General features: G+C 57.7%; 18 protein-coding genes and 1 pseudogene. 5 read left to right on the top strand and 14 right to left on the bottom strand.

The genetic code is table 11. From position 1 onward, the window contains the following. Nucleotides 1-24: 24 nt before the first annotated feature. From ABVT35_RS22420 to ABVT35_RS22395, 6 genes are all read right to left on the bottom strand, one after another. Complete coding sequence (locus ABVT35_RS22420; RefSeq protein ID WP_368469479.1) at nucleotides 25-591, bottom strand: NifU family protein; 567 nt, start codon at nucleotides 589-591, stop codon at nucleotides 25-27. A 145-nt stretch (nucleotides 592-736) separates the two neighbouring features. After that, the gene (locus tag ABVT35_RS22415) at nucleotides 737-1,228 is read right to left on the bottom strand and encodes a universal stress protein (RefSeq protein ID WP_368469711.1); all 492 of its coding nucleotides are present in this window, start codon (nucleotides 1,226-1,228) and stop codon (nucleotides 737-739) included. A gap of 108 nt (nucleotides 1,229-1,336) precedes the next feature. Further along, nucleotides 1,337-2,401: a tryptophan--tRNA ligase gene (trpS, locus tag ABVT35_RS22410; protein ID WP_368469478.1), complete on the bottom strand. Its 1,065-nt coding sequence runs from the start codon at nucleotides 2,399-2,401 to the stop codon at nucleotides 1,337-1,339. Between the two features lie 95 nt (nucleotides 2,402-2,496). Next, nucleotides 2,497-2,883 carry a VOC family protein gene (locus ABVT35_RS22405; protein WP_368469476.1) on the bottom strand — a complete coding sequence of 129 codons (387 nt, stop codon included), beginning with the start codon at nucleotides 2,881-2,883 and terminating at the stop codon, nucleotides 2,497-2,499. A gap of 13 nt (nucleotides 2,884-2,896) precedes the next feature. Continuing rightward, nucleotides 2,897-4,459: a murein biosynthesis integral membrane protein MurJ gene (gene murJ / locus ABVT35_RS22400; protein WP_368469474.1), complete on the bottom strand. Its 1,563-nt coding sequence runs from the start codon at nucleotides 4,457-4,459 to the stop codon at nucleotides 2,897-2,899. After that, the gene (locus ABVT35_RS22395) at nucleotides 4,456-7,290 is read right to left on the bottom strand and encodes a [protein-PII] uridylyltransferase (RefSeq protein ID WP_368469472.1); all 2,835 of its coding nucleotides are present in this window, start codon (nucleotides 7,288-7,290) and stop codon (nucleotides 4,456-4,458) included. The genes murJ and ABVT35_RS22395 overlap by 4 nt, the downstream gene beginning before the upstream one ends. Before the next feature lie 113 nt (nucleotides 7,291-7,403). Here ABVT35_RS22395 and ABVT35_RS22390 point away from each other — a divergent pair, with 113 nt between their 5' ends. Further along, complete coding sequence (locus ABVT35_RS22390) at nucleotides 7,404-8,303, top strand: ribokinase (RefSeq protein WP_368469470.1); 900 nt, start codon at nucleotides 7,404-7,406, stop codon at nucleotides 8,301-8,303. Nucleotides 8,304-8,306: 3 nt separating this feature from the next. Here the strand turns inward: ABVT35_RS22390 and ABVT35_RS22385 are convergent, their stop codons facing one another. Continuing rightward, nucleotides 8,307-9,260, bottom strand: a complete 954-nt coding sequence (locus tag ABVT35_RS22385) for a nucleoside hydrolase (RefSeq protein ID WP_368469469.1) — start codon at nucleotides 9,258-9,260, stop codon at nucleotides 8,307-8,309. A gap of 153 nt (nucleotides 9,261-9,413) precedes the next feature. On the opposite strand from ABVT35_RS22385, the gene ABVT35_RS22380 reads away from it, so the two are divergent. Together ABVT35_RS22380 and ABVT35_RS22375 are read left to right on the top strand one after the other, a co-directional pair. Further along, a complete protein-coding gene (locus ABVT35_RS22380; protein WP_368469467.1) occupies nucleotides 9,414-9,839 on the top strand; it encodes an Hsp20 family protein in 426 nt (141 codons plus the stop codon). Nucleotides 9,840-9,959: 120 nt separating this feature from the next. Further along, nucleotides 9,960-10,214 carry a DUF1150 family protein gene (locus tag ABVT35_RS22375; RefSeq protein WP_368469465.1) on the top strand — a complete coding sequence of 85 codons (255 nt, stop codon included), beginning with the start codon at nucleotides 9,960-9,962 and terminating at the stop codon, nucleotides 10,212-10,214. 108 nt (nucleotides 10,215-10,322) lie between these two features. On the opposite strand, the gene ptsN is transcribed toward ABVT35_RS22375, so the two are convergent. From ptsN to lptC, 7 genes and pseudogenes are all read right to left on the bottom strand, one after another. Then, nucleotides 10,323-10,787, bottom strand: a complete 465-nt coding sequence (gene ptsN, locus ABVT35_RS22370; protein ID WP_368469464.1) for a PTS IIA-like nitrogen regulatory protein PtsN — start codon at nucleotides 10,785-10,787, stop codon at nucleotides 10,323-10,325. A gap of 76 nt (nucleotides 10,788-10,863) precedes the next feature. Continuing rightward, nucleotides 10,864-11,436, bottom strand: a complete 573-nt coding sequence (gene raiA, locus ABVT35_RS22365; RefSeq protein WP_368469462.1) for a ribosome-associated translation inhibitor RaiA — start codon at nucleotides 11,434-11,436, stop codon at nucleotides 10,864-10,866. 307 nt (nucleotides 11,437-11,743) lie between these two features. After that, the gene (gene rpoN / locus ABVT35_RS22360) at nucleotides 11,744-13,276 is read right to left on the bottom strand and encodes an RNA polymerase factor sigma-54 (protein ID WP_368469461.1); all 1,533 of its coding nucleotides are present in this window, start codon (nucleotides 13,274-13,276) and stop codon (nucleotides 11,744-11,746) included. Nucleotides 13,277-13,300: 24 nt separating this feature from the next. Further along, nucleotides 13,301-13,450: a hypothetical protein gene (locus tag ABVT35_RS22355; RefSeq protein WP_368469459.1), complete on the bottom strand. Its 150-nt coding sequence runs from the start codon at nucleotides 13,448-13,450 to the stop codon at nucleotides 13,301-13,303. After that, nucleotides 13,447-14,184, bottom strand: a pseudogene (gene lptB, locus ABVT35_RS22350) (LPS export ABC transporter ATP-binding protein); the annotation flags it as partial. The pseudogene lptB and the gene ABVT35_RS22355, both read right to left, overlap by 4 nt. Nucleotides 14,185-14,414: 230 nt before the next feature. After that, nucleotides 14,415-14,969 (bottom strand): LptA/OstA family protein, encoded by a 555-nt coding sequence (locus tag ABVT35_RS22345; RefSeq protein WP_368469458.1) that lies wholly within the window; start codon nucleotides 14,967-14,969, stop codon nucleotides 14,415-14,417. Between the two features lie 28 nt (nucleotides 14,970-14,997). Further along, entirely contained in the window at nucleotides 14,998-15,672 is a 675-nt protein-coding gene (gene lptC, locus ABVT35_RS22340; protein WP_368469457.1) for an LPS export ABC transporter periplasmic protein LptC, read from the bottom strand. A gap of 250 nt (nucleotides 15,673-15,922) precedes the next feature. On the opposite strand from lptC, the gene sppA reads away from it, so the two are divergent. Beyond that, nucleotides 15,923-16,891 carry a signal peptide peptidase SppA gene (sppA, locus tag ABVT35_RS22335; protein WP_368469455.1) on the top strand — a complete coding sequence of 323 codons (969 nt, stop codon included), beginning with the start codon at nucleotides 15,923-15,925 and terminating at the stop codon, nucleotides 16,889-16,891. Nucleotides 16,892-16,911: 20 nt separating this feature from the next. Beyond that, nucleotides 16,912-17,202: an integration host factor subunit beta gene (locus ABVT35_RS22330; protein ID WP_368469454.1), complete on the top strand. Its 291-nt coding sequence runs from the start codon at nucleotides 16,912-16,914 to the stop codon at nucleotides 17,200-17,202. Nucleotides 17,203-17,280: the final 78 nt, after the last annotated feature.

Genomic DNA, 17,280 nt, shown 5'->3' with positions numbered 1-17,280 from the left:
GCTCAAAGGCGGCGGTACGCAGCACTAAACCGCTTCGACTTCCTGCACTTCAGGAATGAAATGCCTCAGCAGGTTCTGAATTCCGTGCTTGAGCGTTGCCGTCGAGGACGGGCAGCCCGCACAGGCGCCTTTCATGTGCAAAAAGACGCGGCCGTCCTTGTAACCCTTGAAGGTTATGTCACCGCCATCCTGGGCAACAGCCGGACGCACGCGGGTTTCGAGCAGTTCCTTGATGGTCGCGACGATCGGCTCATCGGCTTCATCATAAAACTCGCCTTCGTCGCTGAAATCCGAATCGTCGACGGTGCTGTTCATGATCGGCGCGCCGGACATGAAGTGTTCCATGATCGTGCCCAAAATGGCGGGCTTGAGATGCTGCCACTCGGCGCCGTCCTTGGTCACGGTAATGAAATCATAGCCGTAGAAAACACCCGTCACGCCAGGAATCGAAAACAGCCTTGCGGCCAACGGCGAGGCTTCCGCCGCGCTTTCCACGTCGCGGAAATCGGCAGATCCGCCCTCATAAACCACTTTTCCGGGCAGAAATTTCAAGGTCGCCGGATTCGGTGTGGCTTCCGTCTGAATAAACATCCATTTTGCTCCTGAGCGGCGGTGGCCGTGCCGTTTGCCGGCATTTTACCGGAACCGCCTGAAATATGCGTGGAAAATAAGGCACAAACCGCCAGACTTCAAGAAGTCGCATCGCCGCAGATATATGCGCTGAATACACCTGTTCTCAGCAAAGCGCCTCGATGTCCTCGTCGCTCAACGCATCCGGAATCACGGTAACCGGAATGGGGAAAGCGGCGCCGCGTCCGGCGATTGACGATACCAGCGGCCCCGGGCCTTCCTTGGCTGAGCCGGAGGCGAGCACCAGAATGGCAATGTCCTGGTCTTCCTCGATTATTGCGTGGATTTCCTCGGTCGTCTTTCCCATGCGGATTTTCAGCTCGGGTTCGATACCACTGTTTTCGCGAACCTGCGCCGCAAAACGTTCAAGCGCAGCATCCGCTTCCTCGCGCGCCTCGGCCTTCATAATCTCCTCGACACCGAGCCAATGCTGGAAATCCCCCGGCTCGATAACAAAGATCAGAACCAGCACACCGTTGGTGCGCCTTGCGCGGCTAGCGGCATAGTGTACCGCACGTTCGCATTCGGGCGTATCGTCGATGACCGCAAGAAACTTGCGGCGGTGACCTTCTTCCCTGGACAGTCGCTTCGAAACCATGACGCGAAGTGTGCCATCGGCCTTGCGGCTCGGCAAGCGTTAGTTTTCGGCGGTCCCCAGAACCGCCGCAACGCCTGGCCTGCAAGGCTTCAGAGCCCGAACGGGCTCTCAGTAGAGCAGTCCTATGATTTCCTTGACATCATTCATGGTCTTGCCGGCAATGGCGCCGGCCCTGTCGCCGCCGTCCTCCAGCACACCGTCGATATAGGCCGGATCGTCCATCAGACGCCGCATCTCGGCGCTGATCGGCGACATGACGCTGACGGCAAGCTCGGTGAGTGCCGGCTTGAAGGCAGAAAACTGCTGGCCGCCAAAATCGGCGATCACCGCTTCCTTGCTGGTATCGGAAAGGGCGGCATAGATGCCGACGAGATTTTCAGCTTCGGGACGGCCTTCCAGCCCTTCAACATCGCCCGGCAGCGGTTCCGGATCGGTTTTTGCCTTGCGGATCTTTTTCGAGATCGAATCGGCATCGTCCGTCAGATTGATGCGCGAAAGATCCGAAACGTCGGATTTCGACATTTTCTTGGTGCCGTCACGCAGGCTCATGACCCGCGGCGCAGGCCCTTCGATCAGCGGCTCCGTCAGCGGAAAATAGCCGTTGACCCGTTCTTCACCGACCAGCATGTCGACGCCGAGGCCGGTGTCGGCAATCCGCTTTGAGAAATCGATGTTGAACTTCTGCGCAATGTCGCGGGTCAGTTCCAGATGCTGTTTCTGGTCATCTCCGACCGGCACATGGGTGGCGCGATAAAGCAGAATATCTGCAGCCATAAGACTCGGATAGGCAAGCAGGCCCAGCGATGCGTTTTCACGATCCTTGCCGGCCTTGTCCTTGAACTGCGTCATGCGGTTCATCCAGCCGATGCGGGCAACGCAGTTGAATATCCATGCAAGCTCGGCGTGGCCGGGAACACGGCTCTGGTTGAAGACGATGTGTTGCTTCGGATCGATACCCGCGGCAAGGAATGCCGCCGTGATCGAACGCGTCTGGCCCTGCAGATCATCATGCACAAGCTGCGCGGTAAGGGCATGCAGATCAACGACGCAATAGATGCAGTTGTGACTTTCCTGGAGGGCGACAAACTTGCGGATGGCACCCAGATAGTTGCCAAGATGCAGATTGCCGGTTGGCTGCACTCCTGAAAAGACGAGCGGCTTGAATTCGGACATGGATATTCCTGAAGATGTTTTTCTCGGTCGGACGTCGCGGCGGGTTATGCACCTGTGACGCGCGGTGATCAAGGAAATTCGGCTACCGGCAGTGCTCAAACAGGCTGCAGAAGATCCCATGTGTTGCCGAACGGGTCCTTGAAGACAGCAACAATGCCATAGGCTTCGGTGCGCGGCTCTTCAAGAAACACGACGCCGTTGTCCACCATGCGCGCACGGTCCGCTGCAAAATCTTCGGTAAACAGGAAGAAGCCGACACGGCCGCCGGTCTGGTCTCCAATACGGGCCCGCTGGCGGTCGTTTGCGGCCTCGGCGAGCAACAGCGCCGATCCGCCGCCGCCCTGCGGGCGAACAAGCACCCAGCGCTTGCCGTCGCCGAGGTCCGTGTCAGAGACCAGCTCAAACCCGAGCGAGCCGACGTAGAAGGCAATGCCCTCGTCATAGCTCGGCACAAGCATCGTCACATGGGCAATCTTTTGCATGTCAGCTCCATATCTATTTTTGCCTGCGCCGGATCATCGACAACAATTGACGGCGGTCCATTGCCCCGGTCGCAAGGACGAAGGCGAAATAGACGAACGCCCCTGCGCAGATGACCGCCAGCATCAGGACGATCCGCAGCAACAGGCTGCCATCCATCAGCAGCGGTCCGATCACGGCCATGACGAGATAGAGCCCCACACCCATCAGGGCGCTGCCGGCAATGATCAGCGCGATGCGCCTCATCGTTTGCGCCGTCGGGCGGAACTGGTCTTCGCGGTACAACAGGCCACCGAGAAGCAACGCATTTGCCCAGCCGGCCAGCGATGTCGCTATGGCGATGCCCATCACCCCGATGATCGGAAAGAGTGTCAGGCTACCGGCGACATTGATCACCGCGTTTACTCCGGCAAACCACATGGGCGAGCGCATGTCCTCGCGGGCGTAAAAGGACGGTGTGAAGATCTTGTTGAGCACAAACGCCGGAAGGCCGCCGGCAAAGGCCGCGAGCACCGTCGCGGTAATTAGTGTCGTCTCGCGGACAAATTCGCCACGCTCAAAGAGCAGCGCCACAATGGGCGCGGGAATGACGGCAAAGGCGACAGCCGCCGGGACCGTCAGCCCGAGGCCGAATTCAAGACTGTTGTTCTGCAGGTCCTGAACCGACTGGGTATTGCCCTCTTTCAGCGCGCGCGACAGTTCCGGCAGAAGCACGACGCCGATGGCGATGCCGATAACGCCGAGCGGCAGCTGCAGGATCCTGTCGGCGAAATTGACAATGGCGATGGCGCCGTTGTCGCCGGAAATGATGATCTGGCCGATGAGCAGATTGAGCTGGGTGATGCCGCCGGTGATAGCGGCCGGAAGCGCAAGCCATAAAAGCCGCTTGACCTGTGCCGACAAGCGCGGCATGCCGATGCGAATGTGAAAACCGGTTTGCCTGACGCCATAGACGAGCAACGCCAGTTGCAAAATGCCGGAAACCATAACGCCGACGGCCAAGGAGACACCAACGAGCCGGGTTTCCACACCCTGGTTGACGGCAACAACAAGCACGCCGACCAGCACAACGTTGAGCAGTACCGGACTTATGGCCGCCAGGAAATAGTGCCGGTACGAGTTGAGGATCCCCGAAAACATCGCCACCAGCGACATGGCGGTCAGATAGGGAAACATGATCCGCGTGAGGTATACGGTCAGTTCGAACTTTTCGGGGATTTCGGTGAATTTCGGCGCGATGATCGTGGCGACCAGCGCCGGCATGAAAATCATGGCCACAGCCGACAGCGCAATCAGGATAAACAAGAGCACCGACAGAACCTGACGCGCGAAAATCTCGGCCGCCGCCGGGCCTCCGCCTTCCAGTTCCTTGGCAAACAGCGGTATGAAAGCTGAATTGAACGCACCCTCGGCGAACAGCCTGCGAAACAGGTTCGGAAAGCGGAATGCCGCATAGAATGCATCGGAGACCGGACCTGCGCCGAGCGTATAGGCGATCAGCGCCTCCCGGGCAAAGCCGAGCACGCGGCTTGCCATGGTCGCGGAGCCGACGCTGGCAAATTTCCGAAACAGACTCATGTCTGCTTGACCCGCCTGCCCTTGGTGGTCGGCGGCGCGATGATGCCCTGGGGCATTTTCTGGCGAACGTCCTCTTCGATTCCTGCGAGCACGGCCTTTAGCCGGGCAATGATGTTGCCATGCCTGTTTTCATTGGTGATTTTGTGGCCGAAAAGGTCCGTCACGTAGAAGGTGTCGATCACCTTCTCGCCGAACGTGGTGATATGTGCGGAAGCGATGTCGAGCGAGAGATCGGATAGAACCTCCGTGATTTCTGACAAAAGACCCGTACGGTCGAGCCCTTCCAGCTCAATGACGGTGAAGTAGTTCGACAGGCTGTTGTTGATGCTGACCTTGGGCGTGACGGAAAATGGCTTGGTCTTTCGCCGGCTCTTCGTCTTGTGCGCGATCACCTCGGGCAGCCGCTTCTGCCCCGACAGCACCGCCTCGATCATTGCGCCGATGCGTTCAGCGCGCCGCAATTCATCGTCATCCTGATCAAAGGCACGGTTGATCAATATCGTATCGAGCGCCCGCCCGTCGGCGGTCGTAAAGACCTGCGCATCGGCAATATTGGCGCCGGCGGCGGAACAGGCGCCGGTCACGATCGAAAGCAGCCGCGGGTGGTCTGGGGCCAGTACGGTGATCTCCGTTATGGCGTGAAAAGAATGGGTCCGGACCATGGTCGAAAGCGGCTTGCCGGCATCCCTGGTGCGCCGGATGAACTCGGCGTGACGGATCTGATCATCAAGTTCAACGGTCAAAAGATAGGGCAGATAATGGAGCTTGAGATAGTCCTCACGCTCCTTGTCCGGCCAGTCAGACAGCGCGTCGGCAAGGCGCAGCCTCGCCTCTTCGGCACGCTCCTTGCCGGAAACCGCTGAAAATCCGCCCGACAGCATCAGTTCCGTTTCACCGTATAAGGTGCGCAGAAGCTGACCTTTCCAGCCGTTCCATACGCCTGGCCCGACGGCCCGGATATCGCAGACTGTCAGCACCAAAAGCAGTCGCAGCCGGTCGAGCGACTGCACAACGTCGGCAAAGTCCTCGATGGTCTTGCGGTCGTGCAGATCGCGCGACTGGGCAATCATCGACATGCTCAGATGCTCGCGAACCAGCCATGCCACGATTTCTGTCTGCTCCGGGGTAAACCCAAAGCGCGGGCAAAGCTTGCGCGCCACTTTCGCACCGGCGACTGAATGATCTTCCGGGCGGCCCTTGGCAATGTCGTGCAGCAGTATCGCAAAATAGAGGACTTCACGCTCGGTGATTTCCGGAAGGATGCTGATGGCAAGCGGGTGCGCTTCATCCTCCTTGCCCTGCTCGATGCGCGACATGATATCAACCGCCCGCAACAGGTGCTCATCCACCGTATAGTGGTGATACATGCTGAATTGCATCATCGATACGATCTTGCCGAAATCGGGAATGAAACGGCCGAGAACACCTGCCTCGTTCATGCGGCGCAGGATCAGCGCCGGGCGGCGCGGCGACGTCAAAATTGAAAGAAACAACCGGTTCGCCTCTTCGTCCTCGCGTACCGGAGCCTTGATCAGCTTGAGCGATCGGGACGCAAGCTTCAGCGCATCGGGGTGGAACTCCAGATCATGTATATCGGCAAGATGAAAGAGACGGATGATATTGACCGGATCGCGCTTGAACACCTCGTCGTCCGCCACGGTGATGCGTCCGTGATCCTGCATGAAGTCCAGCGTGCCGGGGACCTTGCGGCGGCGCTTGGCAAGACGCCGCAGGACACGCGAAAAGCCCGGCGCCTCCTTGGCCTGCTCGTCTTCAAGCGCTGCGCACAATATCCGGGTCAGGTCACCAACATCCTTTGCGACCAGAAAATAGTGCTTCATGAAGCGTTCGACGGCGGAAAGGCCCGGATGGTCATGGTAGCCGAGATCGGCCGCAATCTCGCGCTGAATGTCAAAGGACAGACGTTCCTCGGCCTTGCCCGTGAGAAAATGCATGTGGCAGCGCACCGCCCACAGGAAATCCTCCGATTTCACGAAAAGCTTGGCCTCGCGGCGTGACAGCACGCCGAGCTTGACAAGCTGGCGCGAGGACTGGACGCGGTAATAATATTTGACAAGCCAGAACAGCGTCTGCAGATCGCGAAGCCCGCCCTTTCCCTCCTTGACGTTCGGCTCCACCAGGTAACGCGTGTCGCCGGCCTTTTGGTGACGCACATCGCGTTCGGCGAGCTTTGCCGCGATGAAGGCCTGCGCCGTGTTGCGTACGACCTCGGCATCGAACCGCTTTTCCATACCGTCATAGAGCGGTCTCGCACCGCAGATGAAACGGGCGTCCAGGATCGCCGTGCGGATGGTCATGTCGCTCATCGACAGTCGGATGCATTCATCGATATTGCGGGTCGCGTGACCGACCTTGAATCCCATATCCCAGAGCATATAGAGCACATATTCGACGACCTGCTCGGTCCACGGCGTCGGCTTGTAGGGAAGCACGATCAGAAGATCGATGTCGGATCCCGGCGCCAGGGTCTCGCGACCGTAGCCGCCGACCGCCGCCAGCGCCATATGTTCGGACGTCGAGGGATTTTCAACCGGATAGGAACGGGTTGTGGCATAACCGAAAAGCACCCTGATGATCTCATCCTGCAGCAGCGAGATCCGGCGGGCGCAATCAAGTCCGCTGCCGTCTTCGCGAAGCATCTCGGCGATCATCTTGCGGCCTTGCGTGACCGTTTCCTTCAAAACGGCGAACAGTTCGTTGCGGGCGGTCATTGAAGCCGGATCGTCGGCACTGTCCGCGATCGCATCGCACCTGGCGCGCAGCGTCTCGATATCCAGGATACGTTCAAATTGAAGGTCTTTGGAAGTCATGCCTATCCGGTTATTAATCGCCTGCAAGTATCGCAACTGCCTTGCTGTAGCGCGTTTTCCGTGAAAGAACCACAGCAGAATGCACAAGCACAAACAGACGAGGATTTCCATTCATGATCACTGTGCTCGGTTCAATCAACATGGACCTGATCGCATCGGTTGACCGATTGCCGGACCCGGGCGAGACGGTTGGCGGGCACGCTTTCGTGACGGCGGCCGGCGGCAAGGGAGCCAATCAGGCATTGGCCGCAGGACGGGGCGGTGCGGCGGTGCGCATGTGCGGGGCGGTGGGGCGTGACCATTTCGCCGAACCGGCACTTACGCATCTGAAAGAAGCGGGCGTCGACCTTTCAGCCATCCGCGAAGTCGACGAGGCGACCGGAACCGCCCTTATCCTGGTCGACAGCAATGGCGAAAACATCATCGCCGTTGTTCCGGGTGCTAACGGAACGATCAGCGACGATGACGCAATCCGAGCCGTCGAGGCAATGTCGGAGGGTGATTACCTGCTGTTGCAGCTGGAAATACCGGCGAGCGCCATCCGGGCCGCACTGAGCAAGGCGCGTGAACGCGGTGTGATCTCCGTGCTCAATATCGCGCCGCTGACCGATGATGCGGCGGAACTCGCAGCCGGGGCAGACATTGTTATAGCCAATGAAACGGAATTCGAACTGCTCGCCGGCAAGTCCGAAATGGGCGCCGCTGTTCGCGAAAAGGCTCTTCTCGATCTGCACGGGAAGTCCGAACAAACACTTATCGTCACCCTTGGTGCCGGTGGTGTCATTGCCGCGCGCGGCGGCGCACTGCTGAAGGCACCGGGTTTGATCATCGAACCGGTGGATACTGTAGGCGCAGGCGACACGTTCTGCGGCTATCTGGCGGCCGGCCTCGACCGCGGTCAATCGTTCGAAACGGCTCTCAAACGCGCCGCCATTGCCGGCAGCCTGGCCTGTCTGAAGCCCGGCGCACAGCCGGCGATTCCGCATGAAAAGGACGTGAAAGCGGCTCCGTAAGCGCTACAATCTGGCGATGTGTTCCACCAGCAGGTCGAAGAACCCGTCCGCATTGACGTCGCGTATGACAAGCGCGTTGTGCGGGCGCCCGGTGACCTGCCACCAGTCGACCACCGTCATCCCGGCGGTTAGTGGCGATTTGGTCTCAATTTCGACATTGCAGTAGCGGCCTGAAAACAGTTCCGGCTTCAAAAGCCAGGCAATCACGGTCGGATCATGCAGCGGGCCGCCATCGGTGCCGTATTTTTCCTCGTCGAAACGCTCGAAGAACTCCAGAAGCTCGACGACGGCACGCGAAACCGGCGTTGCCAGCTGTTCGATGCGCTGAAGGCGGCGCTTTGTCGTCAGAACCTTGTGGGTCACGTCGAGCGGCATCATGACGATCGGAATTCCCGATTCAAACACCAGACGGGCCGCTTCGGGATCGACATAGATGTTGAATTCGGCAGCCGGGGTGACATTGCCGCCCTCGAAAAAGCCGCCGCCCATCATGACGATCTGTTCTACGCGCTCGGCGATCTGGGGTGCCTGCTGCAAGGCGAGCCCGATATTGGTGAGCGGACCGAGCGTGCATAAGGTCACGTCACCTGCCGGTTCCGACAACAGGGTTTCGACGATGAAATCGACACCGTGAAGCGGTTGCAGCGGCATGTCCGGCTCCGGCAGAACCGGTCCGTCGAGGCCGGTCTTGCCGTGGACATACTCTGCAGTGACAAGCGGTCGCTCCATGGGCGACTTGGCGCCGGCGAAAACCCTTGTTCCCGGCTTTCTCGCCAGTTCACAAACCATGCGGGCATTTTTTTCCGTCAGCTCGAGAGGTACGTTGCCGGCAACGGCGGTAATGCCCAAGACCTCCAGATTTTCGCTGGCAAGGGCAAGCAGAATGGCAACGGCATCATCCTGACCAGGATCCGTGTCGATAATGATTTTCATCGGCTGCTCGCTGTTGCCAGCCATGGTGTCCTCAGTCGTTTTGCCGAACTATGCGCCTTGCTCGCGCCGACCGCAATATGCTTGCGATATCAAATTTCGACCCCATATAAATACCAAGTCGGGTGCTGAACGCAGGCCCGGCAACATGTCGCTTGAAACCAAGGACAGGATGGAAAAATGTCTCGAATGACGCCCTTTTCAAGCCCGCTGCTGCTCGGCTTCGATACGATGGAAAAGACCCTGGAACGTATCGCCAAAGGCAGTGACGGCTACCCGCCATATAATATCGAACGCGTCGCCGCACACGATTCCCAGGCCGAGACGCTGCGCATAACCCTTGCGGTTGCAGGGTTTTCACAGTCCGACCTCGACGTGACCGTTCAGGAAAATCAGCTGATTATCCGTGGACGGCAGGTCGAAACCGAGGATCGCGAATATCTGCACCGCGGCATTGCGGCCCGGCAGTTTCAGCGCACATTCATGCTCGCGGACGGAATGCGCGTGCTCAATGCCGACCTGAAGAACGGTCTGCTTGCCATTGATCTGGTCAAGCCGGAGCCCGAGCGCCAGGCAAAGCGGATCAATATTTCGGTCAGCGAGTGACCTTGTCTAAACGCTCGACAGGCGACCGGAAGACGCAGCGCATCCAATACGACAAATTGATTTTGGCCGCATGCGGGCACTAATCCGCATGGGCACGGTCTTCCAAAGGAGGATTTGAAAATGGCTTTGGACAACAAGATACATATCACCAAGGACGAGCTGGCCCATCTTGGCGCCGGTCAGGTCGGTTATATTCGCAAGATGACGTCGGACGAGGTGCAGGAACGGTTTCCCGACGCACCGAAACTCGAATCCGGCATTGATCTTTGGGCGCTGTTCGGCGCCGACGGCACGCCGCTCTTTTTGAGCGACGATCAGTCCACGGCCTATGTGAAAGCCGCTGAAGACGAGATCAGCCCGGTCAGCGTTCACTAGAACGCATGCAATTTTTCCGATCCGGCGGATGAACGGGTCGGCCTGAATCAAAAAAAGCCTGCGGATGGTAATCCGCAGGCTTTTCATTTCAATTGCTGAACTGAGCTCTCAGGCGGCGTTGGACGCCGGCGAATCCGTCAGGAATGCATAGATTGCCGAGGCCGATTCCGTCTGGCGCAGCTTTGTCACCATGTCGCCGTCGCGCAAGACCCTGGCGATGCGCGAAAGCGCTTTGAGATGATCAGCCCCGGCGCCTTCCGGTGCAAGCAGCAGAAACACCAGATCAACCGGCTGGTCGTCCAGTGCCTCGAAATCAACGGGTTCGGGCAGGCGTGCAAAAACGCCGACAATGGTTTTGATCGATGTCAGCTTTCCGTGCGGAATCGCAATTCCATTGCCGACACCGGTAGAGCCCAGGCGTTCACGCTGCAGGATGACATCAAAAACCTCGCGCTCGGAAAGGCCGGTCACCTGAGCCGCTTTGGCCGACAATTCCTGAAGCAGTTGTTTTTTAGAATTAACTTTGAGCGCGGGAAGTACTGCGTCCTGTACAATCAAATCCGCAAGTGACATCGCCAGTTCCTCGAGTGTCGAATATTATGTTTGCCGGACAGCGCGCCAAGCCGCCCGCGGTCCCAAAATGGGCTGTTTATGACTTGATATCGGCGGTATCGATCCAGCCGATATTTCCGTCGTTACGACGATACACAACGTTCACTTCGTTGTTGCCAGCATTGCGAAATACAAGAACCGGATTATCAGTCATATCCAGTGCCATGACAGCGCTAGCAACGGTCATGGTCTTCACGATCTTTGAAGACTCGGCCACGATTGCGGGCGCGTAGTCCTCGGGAAGCTCTTCTTCATCATTCGTGCCGGAATCCATTACCCGGTACGCAACCTCAGCGCTGTTGGCATGATTTCCAGAATGATGGTCCTTCAGGCGGCGCTTGTACCGTCGCAAGCGCTTTTCCACCCGTTCGGCGGCCGCATCAAAACTCGCCTGCGGTTCCTGAGCCTGTCCGGTTGCCTGCAAAGAAGCGCCGGTGTCGAGATGGACAAGACAATCGGTTGAAAAACGGGAGCCGGACTTCTCGACTGTTACCTGGCTGGAAAAGCCACCGTCGAAATACTTCGTGACCGCATCGCCAATCCGATCTTCAATTCGCGTACGGAAGGTCTCTCCGATTTCCATATGCTTGCCCGATACGCGTACGCTCATTGTACAACCCTTCTTCTTTTTGCCGTTTTGGTCAGTCTATGCGAGTCTGTCACACCATCCAAGTCGAATGGCGTTCAATTCGATGCTTTGGGGACGCGGCTGTGCAAAACCGTCCTAACCTGTTTTTAGCCTGTTGAGGCTATCTGGCCCGCGGACGCGGCGGCTTTAAGGCGAGATGGCCGAAATGTCAATGCGCGCGGGCTCAAGAACCTGCCAGGAACACCCTCATAAAACCGTTTCTACGCTAAATATATGCCCCCTGAGCCTGTTTTCCCGTTTTGGGACCGGATTAACAGCGCGGCCCGGTTCACTGTCCGGCACGCGCCAAAGCACGTTTTTCCCGTCGCCGTTGCACAGAAGACGCAATATTCATCCCCTCGCGGTATTTGGCCACGGTGCGGCGCGCGATATCGACGCCTTCCTGTTTCAGATTGCGGACGATGACATCGTCCGAAAGTACCTTTTCCGGCGATTCCTCTTCGATCATCTGGCGAATCCGGTGGCGAACGGCTGCGGAGGAGTGACTTTCGCCCTCTCCCGATGCGGCAATCGAAGCGGTGAAGAAGAACTTTAATTCGAATATTCCGCGCGGGGTTGCCATGTATTTGTTCGACGTAACGCGGCTGACAGTGGATTCATGCATGCCAATCGCGTCTGCGACCGATTTCAGTGTCAATGGGCGTAAATATTCAACGCCACGGGACAGGAATTCCGTCTGCCGGAGCACGATCTCACCGGCGACCTTCAAAATGGTCTTCGCCCTTTGATCAAGGCTGCGGGTGAGCCAATTGGCGTTTTTCATGCACTCGTTGAGATATTCACGGTCACCTTGGCTTTGTCCGGCACCGGCCGACACCTGTCTGAAATAGGTCTGATCCACCAGAACCCTCGGTAGGGTCTCGGCATTGAGTTCAACGTTCCAGTTGCCGCCAGATGCCTGGCGCACCGTAACATCGGCAATGATCGTCTGCACGTTGGCACCATCAAAACGGTTGCCGGGTTTGGGATCCAGGGCTCTGATTTCAGTAAGCATGTCGACAAGGTCGGCCTCCTCGACACCGCAGAGCTTCCTCAATGTCTTGAAATCACGCCGCGCCAGCAATTCCAGGTTATTCACCAGCGCCTGCATGGCCGGATCGAACCGGTCTTTTCGGCGCAACTGGATGGCCAGGCACTCGGAAAGCGAACGTGCAAAGAGGCCTGCCGGTTCAAATTCCTGCAATGCGGACAAAACCTGTTCCACCGCCGTCACATCGACATTCAGCCTTTCCGCCGTTTCGCGAAGGTCGACGCTCAGGTAACCCGCCGCATCGAGATGATCGGCAATATCGGCCGCAATCAGCCGATCGGCAACGTTCGGGAAGGTGAATATGATCTGTTCGTTGACGGTATCACGCAAGGTCTGCGGCCTTGCGGAAAATCCGTCCGGATCATTGTAGGCATCGCTTGCATGCGCGGCCGCTCCCGGCATCGATTTCCACTGCGCGGCAAGCTCGGGTGCGTCTGGTGCGGCGGCACCGCTATCTTCCGGAAAAACGTCTTCGGGCGCGGCATCCAGCCGCGCGGAAATTTCCTTTCCGTCGTGGTCGAGTTCATCACTGAACCATTCTGCTTCGCTGCCATTCGGCACTGCCGCGGCTTCTGTCTCCCCGCCGGCCTCGGTCGGCGGCGCGTCCGTTTCAGTCACCTTTTCAAGAAGCGGATTCTTTTCCACTTCCCGCTCGACATATTGCATCAATTCGGTGTGGGTCAGCTGCAGAAGCCTGATCGACTGCATCAACTGCGGTGTCATCACCAGTGACTGGCTTTGGCGTGTCTGCAATGAGGCCGTAAGTGCCATATACCCGGAACTACCTGTGCCGTATCAACCAATATTTTTCGGCAAGCGGCATGCCGCCGATAAAAACTGGCCCAAAAATTGCTTTTTAGCGGCAAATGTCAAGGTTTTAGCTGCAGGACTTTCGGCTACAGTAAATTCGGTGCGGCGGAAACCGGTCTCGCCCGGGGCGATCAAAGCCGGAATCCCTCGCCAAGATAAAGCCGCCGGACATCCGGATTTTCGACGATGTCCTTTGCCCGCCCGTGGGTCAGCACCTTACCGGCGTGAATAATATAGGCACGATCGATCAGCCCCAGCGTTTCGCGCACATTGTGGTCGGTGATCAAAACGCCGATGCCACGCTGGGTCAGATGCCGCACAAGCGCCTGTATGTCGGATACAGCTATCGGATCGACACCGGCAAACGGTTCGTCAAGAAGCATAAATGTCGGATCGGAAGCAAGCGCCCGCGCAATCTCGAGACGCCGGCGTTCGCCGCCGGAAAGCGAAATGGAAGGCGCGGCGCGCAGATGATCGATGCTGAATTCGTTGAGCAGCTCGTCCAGTTTCCTCTCGCGCACGGCCTTGTCGCGCTCGACAACTTCCAGGACGGCGCGAATATTGGCCTCGACGCTCAATCCCCTGAAAATGGAGGCTTCCTGCGGCAGATAGCCGACACCAAGGCGTGCACGGCGATACATCGGCATCTGGGTCACATCGTTGCCGTCTATGCGGATCGTTCCCTCATCAACCGGCACCAGGCCGGTGATCATGTAAAAACAGGTGGTCTTGCCGGCGCCGTTTGGACCCAGCAATCCGACAGCTTCGCCCCTTCGCACGCCCAGCGAAACGCCGTTTACGACGCGGCGCGACTTGTAGGTTTTGGTGAGGTTGCGGGCAATGAGCGTGCCTTCATAGCGTTCACGTTCGCTCTGGCCGGCCGATTGCGGAAATTGCTTGGATGGCCGACTTTTGACGTCGCCACCGGACCTGCCCCTGAACATAGCTGAAATGAAGGTCAATACCGGTCGTTCCCAGAGCGAATATGCGTGCGTTGATCCATCCGACTGTAATGGTGCTTTGCGAAGCACATATCAACGTATTTCAACATTAAAATCTTACGGCAATGGAAAGACCGGTCGAAAACGCGCAGAATGCGCTATTTTTTCCTCGACTTGGGATCGAGCTGAATCTTCACACGTTTGCCGCAGGCTTCCAGCTTGGCTTCACCCGATTTCACAAAAACCGTGAGTTTGCACCCCACAAAAACGTTTTCGCCCTCTGACAGAACAACGCGCTCTCCGGTCAGTTCCACTGTTTCGGAAATCATGTCAAAAACACCCCGGTCGGCAGTCGCCTCCTGGTTTTCCGACTTGATATAGACCTTGTCCTTGACATCGATGCGATCGATCTTGGACGAGCCGGTTGTCGAAGCGCCCTCTTCCTTGGCGTAATAGACAGTCATGTGTCCCGACTGCATCGTCGTCTTGCCCTGCACGACCTTGACGTTGCCGCTGAATATGGCGGTGCCTTTTTCGTCCTGCACCTGCAGCTTGTCGCTTTCAATCTGAATGGGCTGATCGCCGGAAAGGGCAAGCCCTTCAAGACGACCGGCGCTTCCTTCCTGCGCGCGTGCTCCGGTGGAAATCGAGACGGACAGGAACATGCCAAGGGCGAGCACGCAGGACAGTCCAGTTCGGAGACAGCAATACATTGGCTTCATCCTTCGTCAGGAGCGCCGATCAACTGCCGCTCCCCTCAGTCGCGGATGCAGCTTCGACCGCTCCGGGCTTTATTGTCATGCGAACACCTTTGTCGAAGGTGATCATTGCTCCATTGTTTTCCATGGTCAGCGACTGGGCAACCAGCGTCGCCTGGCTTGTGTCGATCCTGACCTGTTGATCCGAAGTAAGTTTGCCGCTCTTGATGTCAATATGCGCCGACTCCAGTTCGGCCGTCATACCTGCTTCGGTTGTCACAGTAAATGGCTGATCAAGCGACAGAAATTCCTCATCCCGATGGTATATGCCGCTGATGGCGCTGAGCACTGCGGTTTCCGATCCGGTGAACGGGAAATCCGCCACGATGTCCTCCAGCCGAATCACCGACTGAGCGGAAATTTCCTGTATGGCACGGACGGCCTTGACGGAGTAACTCTTGTCGTCACCAAGCTGACCGGTCATGATCGGATTGCTCATAACGATCTTACCGTCCGATATTGCCGCACTGTCGATCGACGCTCCTTCCGGCAGCGCGCGCGATATCATCGTCGAGCCGACAAATGCAATGACGGCAAACACCGTTGCTGTCGGAAAAACCAGCTTCAGCAGTTTAACTCTTTTCGAATGCCGAATCGCCGCGGCGTAGTCACTTCTACTCCTGTGGCGCCGGTCCGGTATTGCCCTTGCACTGCTCATAAATGTCCGTATTCCCCCGGCCGGCTTGATTCCGGCCAACGCAAAAACATCTGCGCCCAACACCTTGCTGGGCAGAACTTATCACATGGTACAGGGCGCATACAGACCCAATGTGGTAATTGTGTGCGGTGCAATAGTCTCATTCAACGTTTTTTTTCAGATTGTAAATTGATGTTATGCCCATGGGCATCAATCTGCTATTTCAATGGTCCAATATCGACACATGGTTGAACGGACACGGATTGGAGCAATGGATCAAAGTGGCATAGCCGATCGCCGCCGCCTGCGGCGAAAACTGACATTCTGGCGCGTTGTCGCACTTGTTGTCGTACTCGCGGGCATTGCAGGCCTCGTTGTGAGCAACAGCGCTTCCGATTCCATCGCCGGCAAATCAACGGCCCATATAGCCCGGGTCACGATTTCGGGGGTCATTACCGACGACACCGAGATGATCGAACGGCTCGAGACGATCCGCAAGAGCGATCGCGTAAAGGCGCTGATCATCCGGCTCGAATCACCGGGCGGTACGTCCTATGGCGGCGAAACCCTCTACAACGCCGTTCGCGCTGTTGCGGCCGACAAGCCGGTCGTCGCCGAAGTGCGTACCCTGGCCGCCTCGGCGGCCTACATGATTGCCTGCGGTACGGACTATATCGTTGCGGGCGACACGTCCATTGTCGGATCCATAGGTGTCATATTCCAATACGCTCAGGTCTCCGGTCTGCTTGAGAAGGTCGGCGTGTCCGTTCAGGAAATCAAATCAGCGCCGCTGAAAGCGGAGCCCTCGCCGTTCCATGCGGCCAGCGATGAAGCCAAGGCAATGATCCGCTCGATGATCAACGATTCCTACAACTGGTTCGTCGATCTTGTTGCAGACAGGCGGGGCCTGTCACGGGCCGATGCGCTCAAACTTGCGGACGGCAGCATCTTCACAGGGCGACAGGCGGCAGGCAACGGCCTCGTCGATATTATCGGCGGAGAGGCGGAAATCCGCACCTATCTGACCGGCAAAGGCGTCGCGGAATCTCTGAAGATTGTTGAATGGGAACGGCGCAAATCGAGCAGCGAGTTGCTGTTCGGCAATGCGATGGTCCGGCTGCTGACGGCGCTGGAAGGCGGCTCGATTCCGTTTGCAGATCAGTTGCGTCAACTCGCCGAACGCAAGTTGTTCCTTGACGGCCTTGTTTCTGTTTGGCAATTTGGCCCGGCAGAACAATAGCACGGATGAGGGGAACAACCGTGATCAAGTCGGAGTTAGTGCATATAATTGCCGCCCGCAATCCGCATCTGTACCATCGCGATGTGGAGAACATCGTTAATGCGATACTGGATGAGGTGACGGACGCGCTCGCCGAGGGCAACCGCGTCGAGCTTCGAGGATTTGGCGCGTTTTCCGTCAAGAATCGACCGTCGCGATCCGGTCGCAATCCGCGCACCGGTGAATCGGTCTTTGTCGAGGAAAAATGGGTACCGTTTTTCAAGACAGGCAAGGAGTTGCGCGAACGCCTCAATCCGGGCGGTGAAGGCTAAGCGCAGCATCGTAAATCAGGAGCCGGAATGCATCGATGCGCCCCACGGGGCGCATTTGCCGCATGCGTGCAACTTGCT

This window comes from Hoeflea sp. TYP-13 (genome assembly GCF_040932035.1).
In the GTDB taxonomy this organism is placed as follows: Bacteria; Pseudomonadota; Alphaproteobacteria; order Rhizobiales; family Rhizobiaceae; genus Hoeflea_A.
This window is presented reverse-complemented; position numbering and strand designations above follow the sequence as displayed.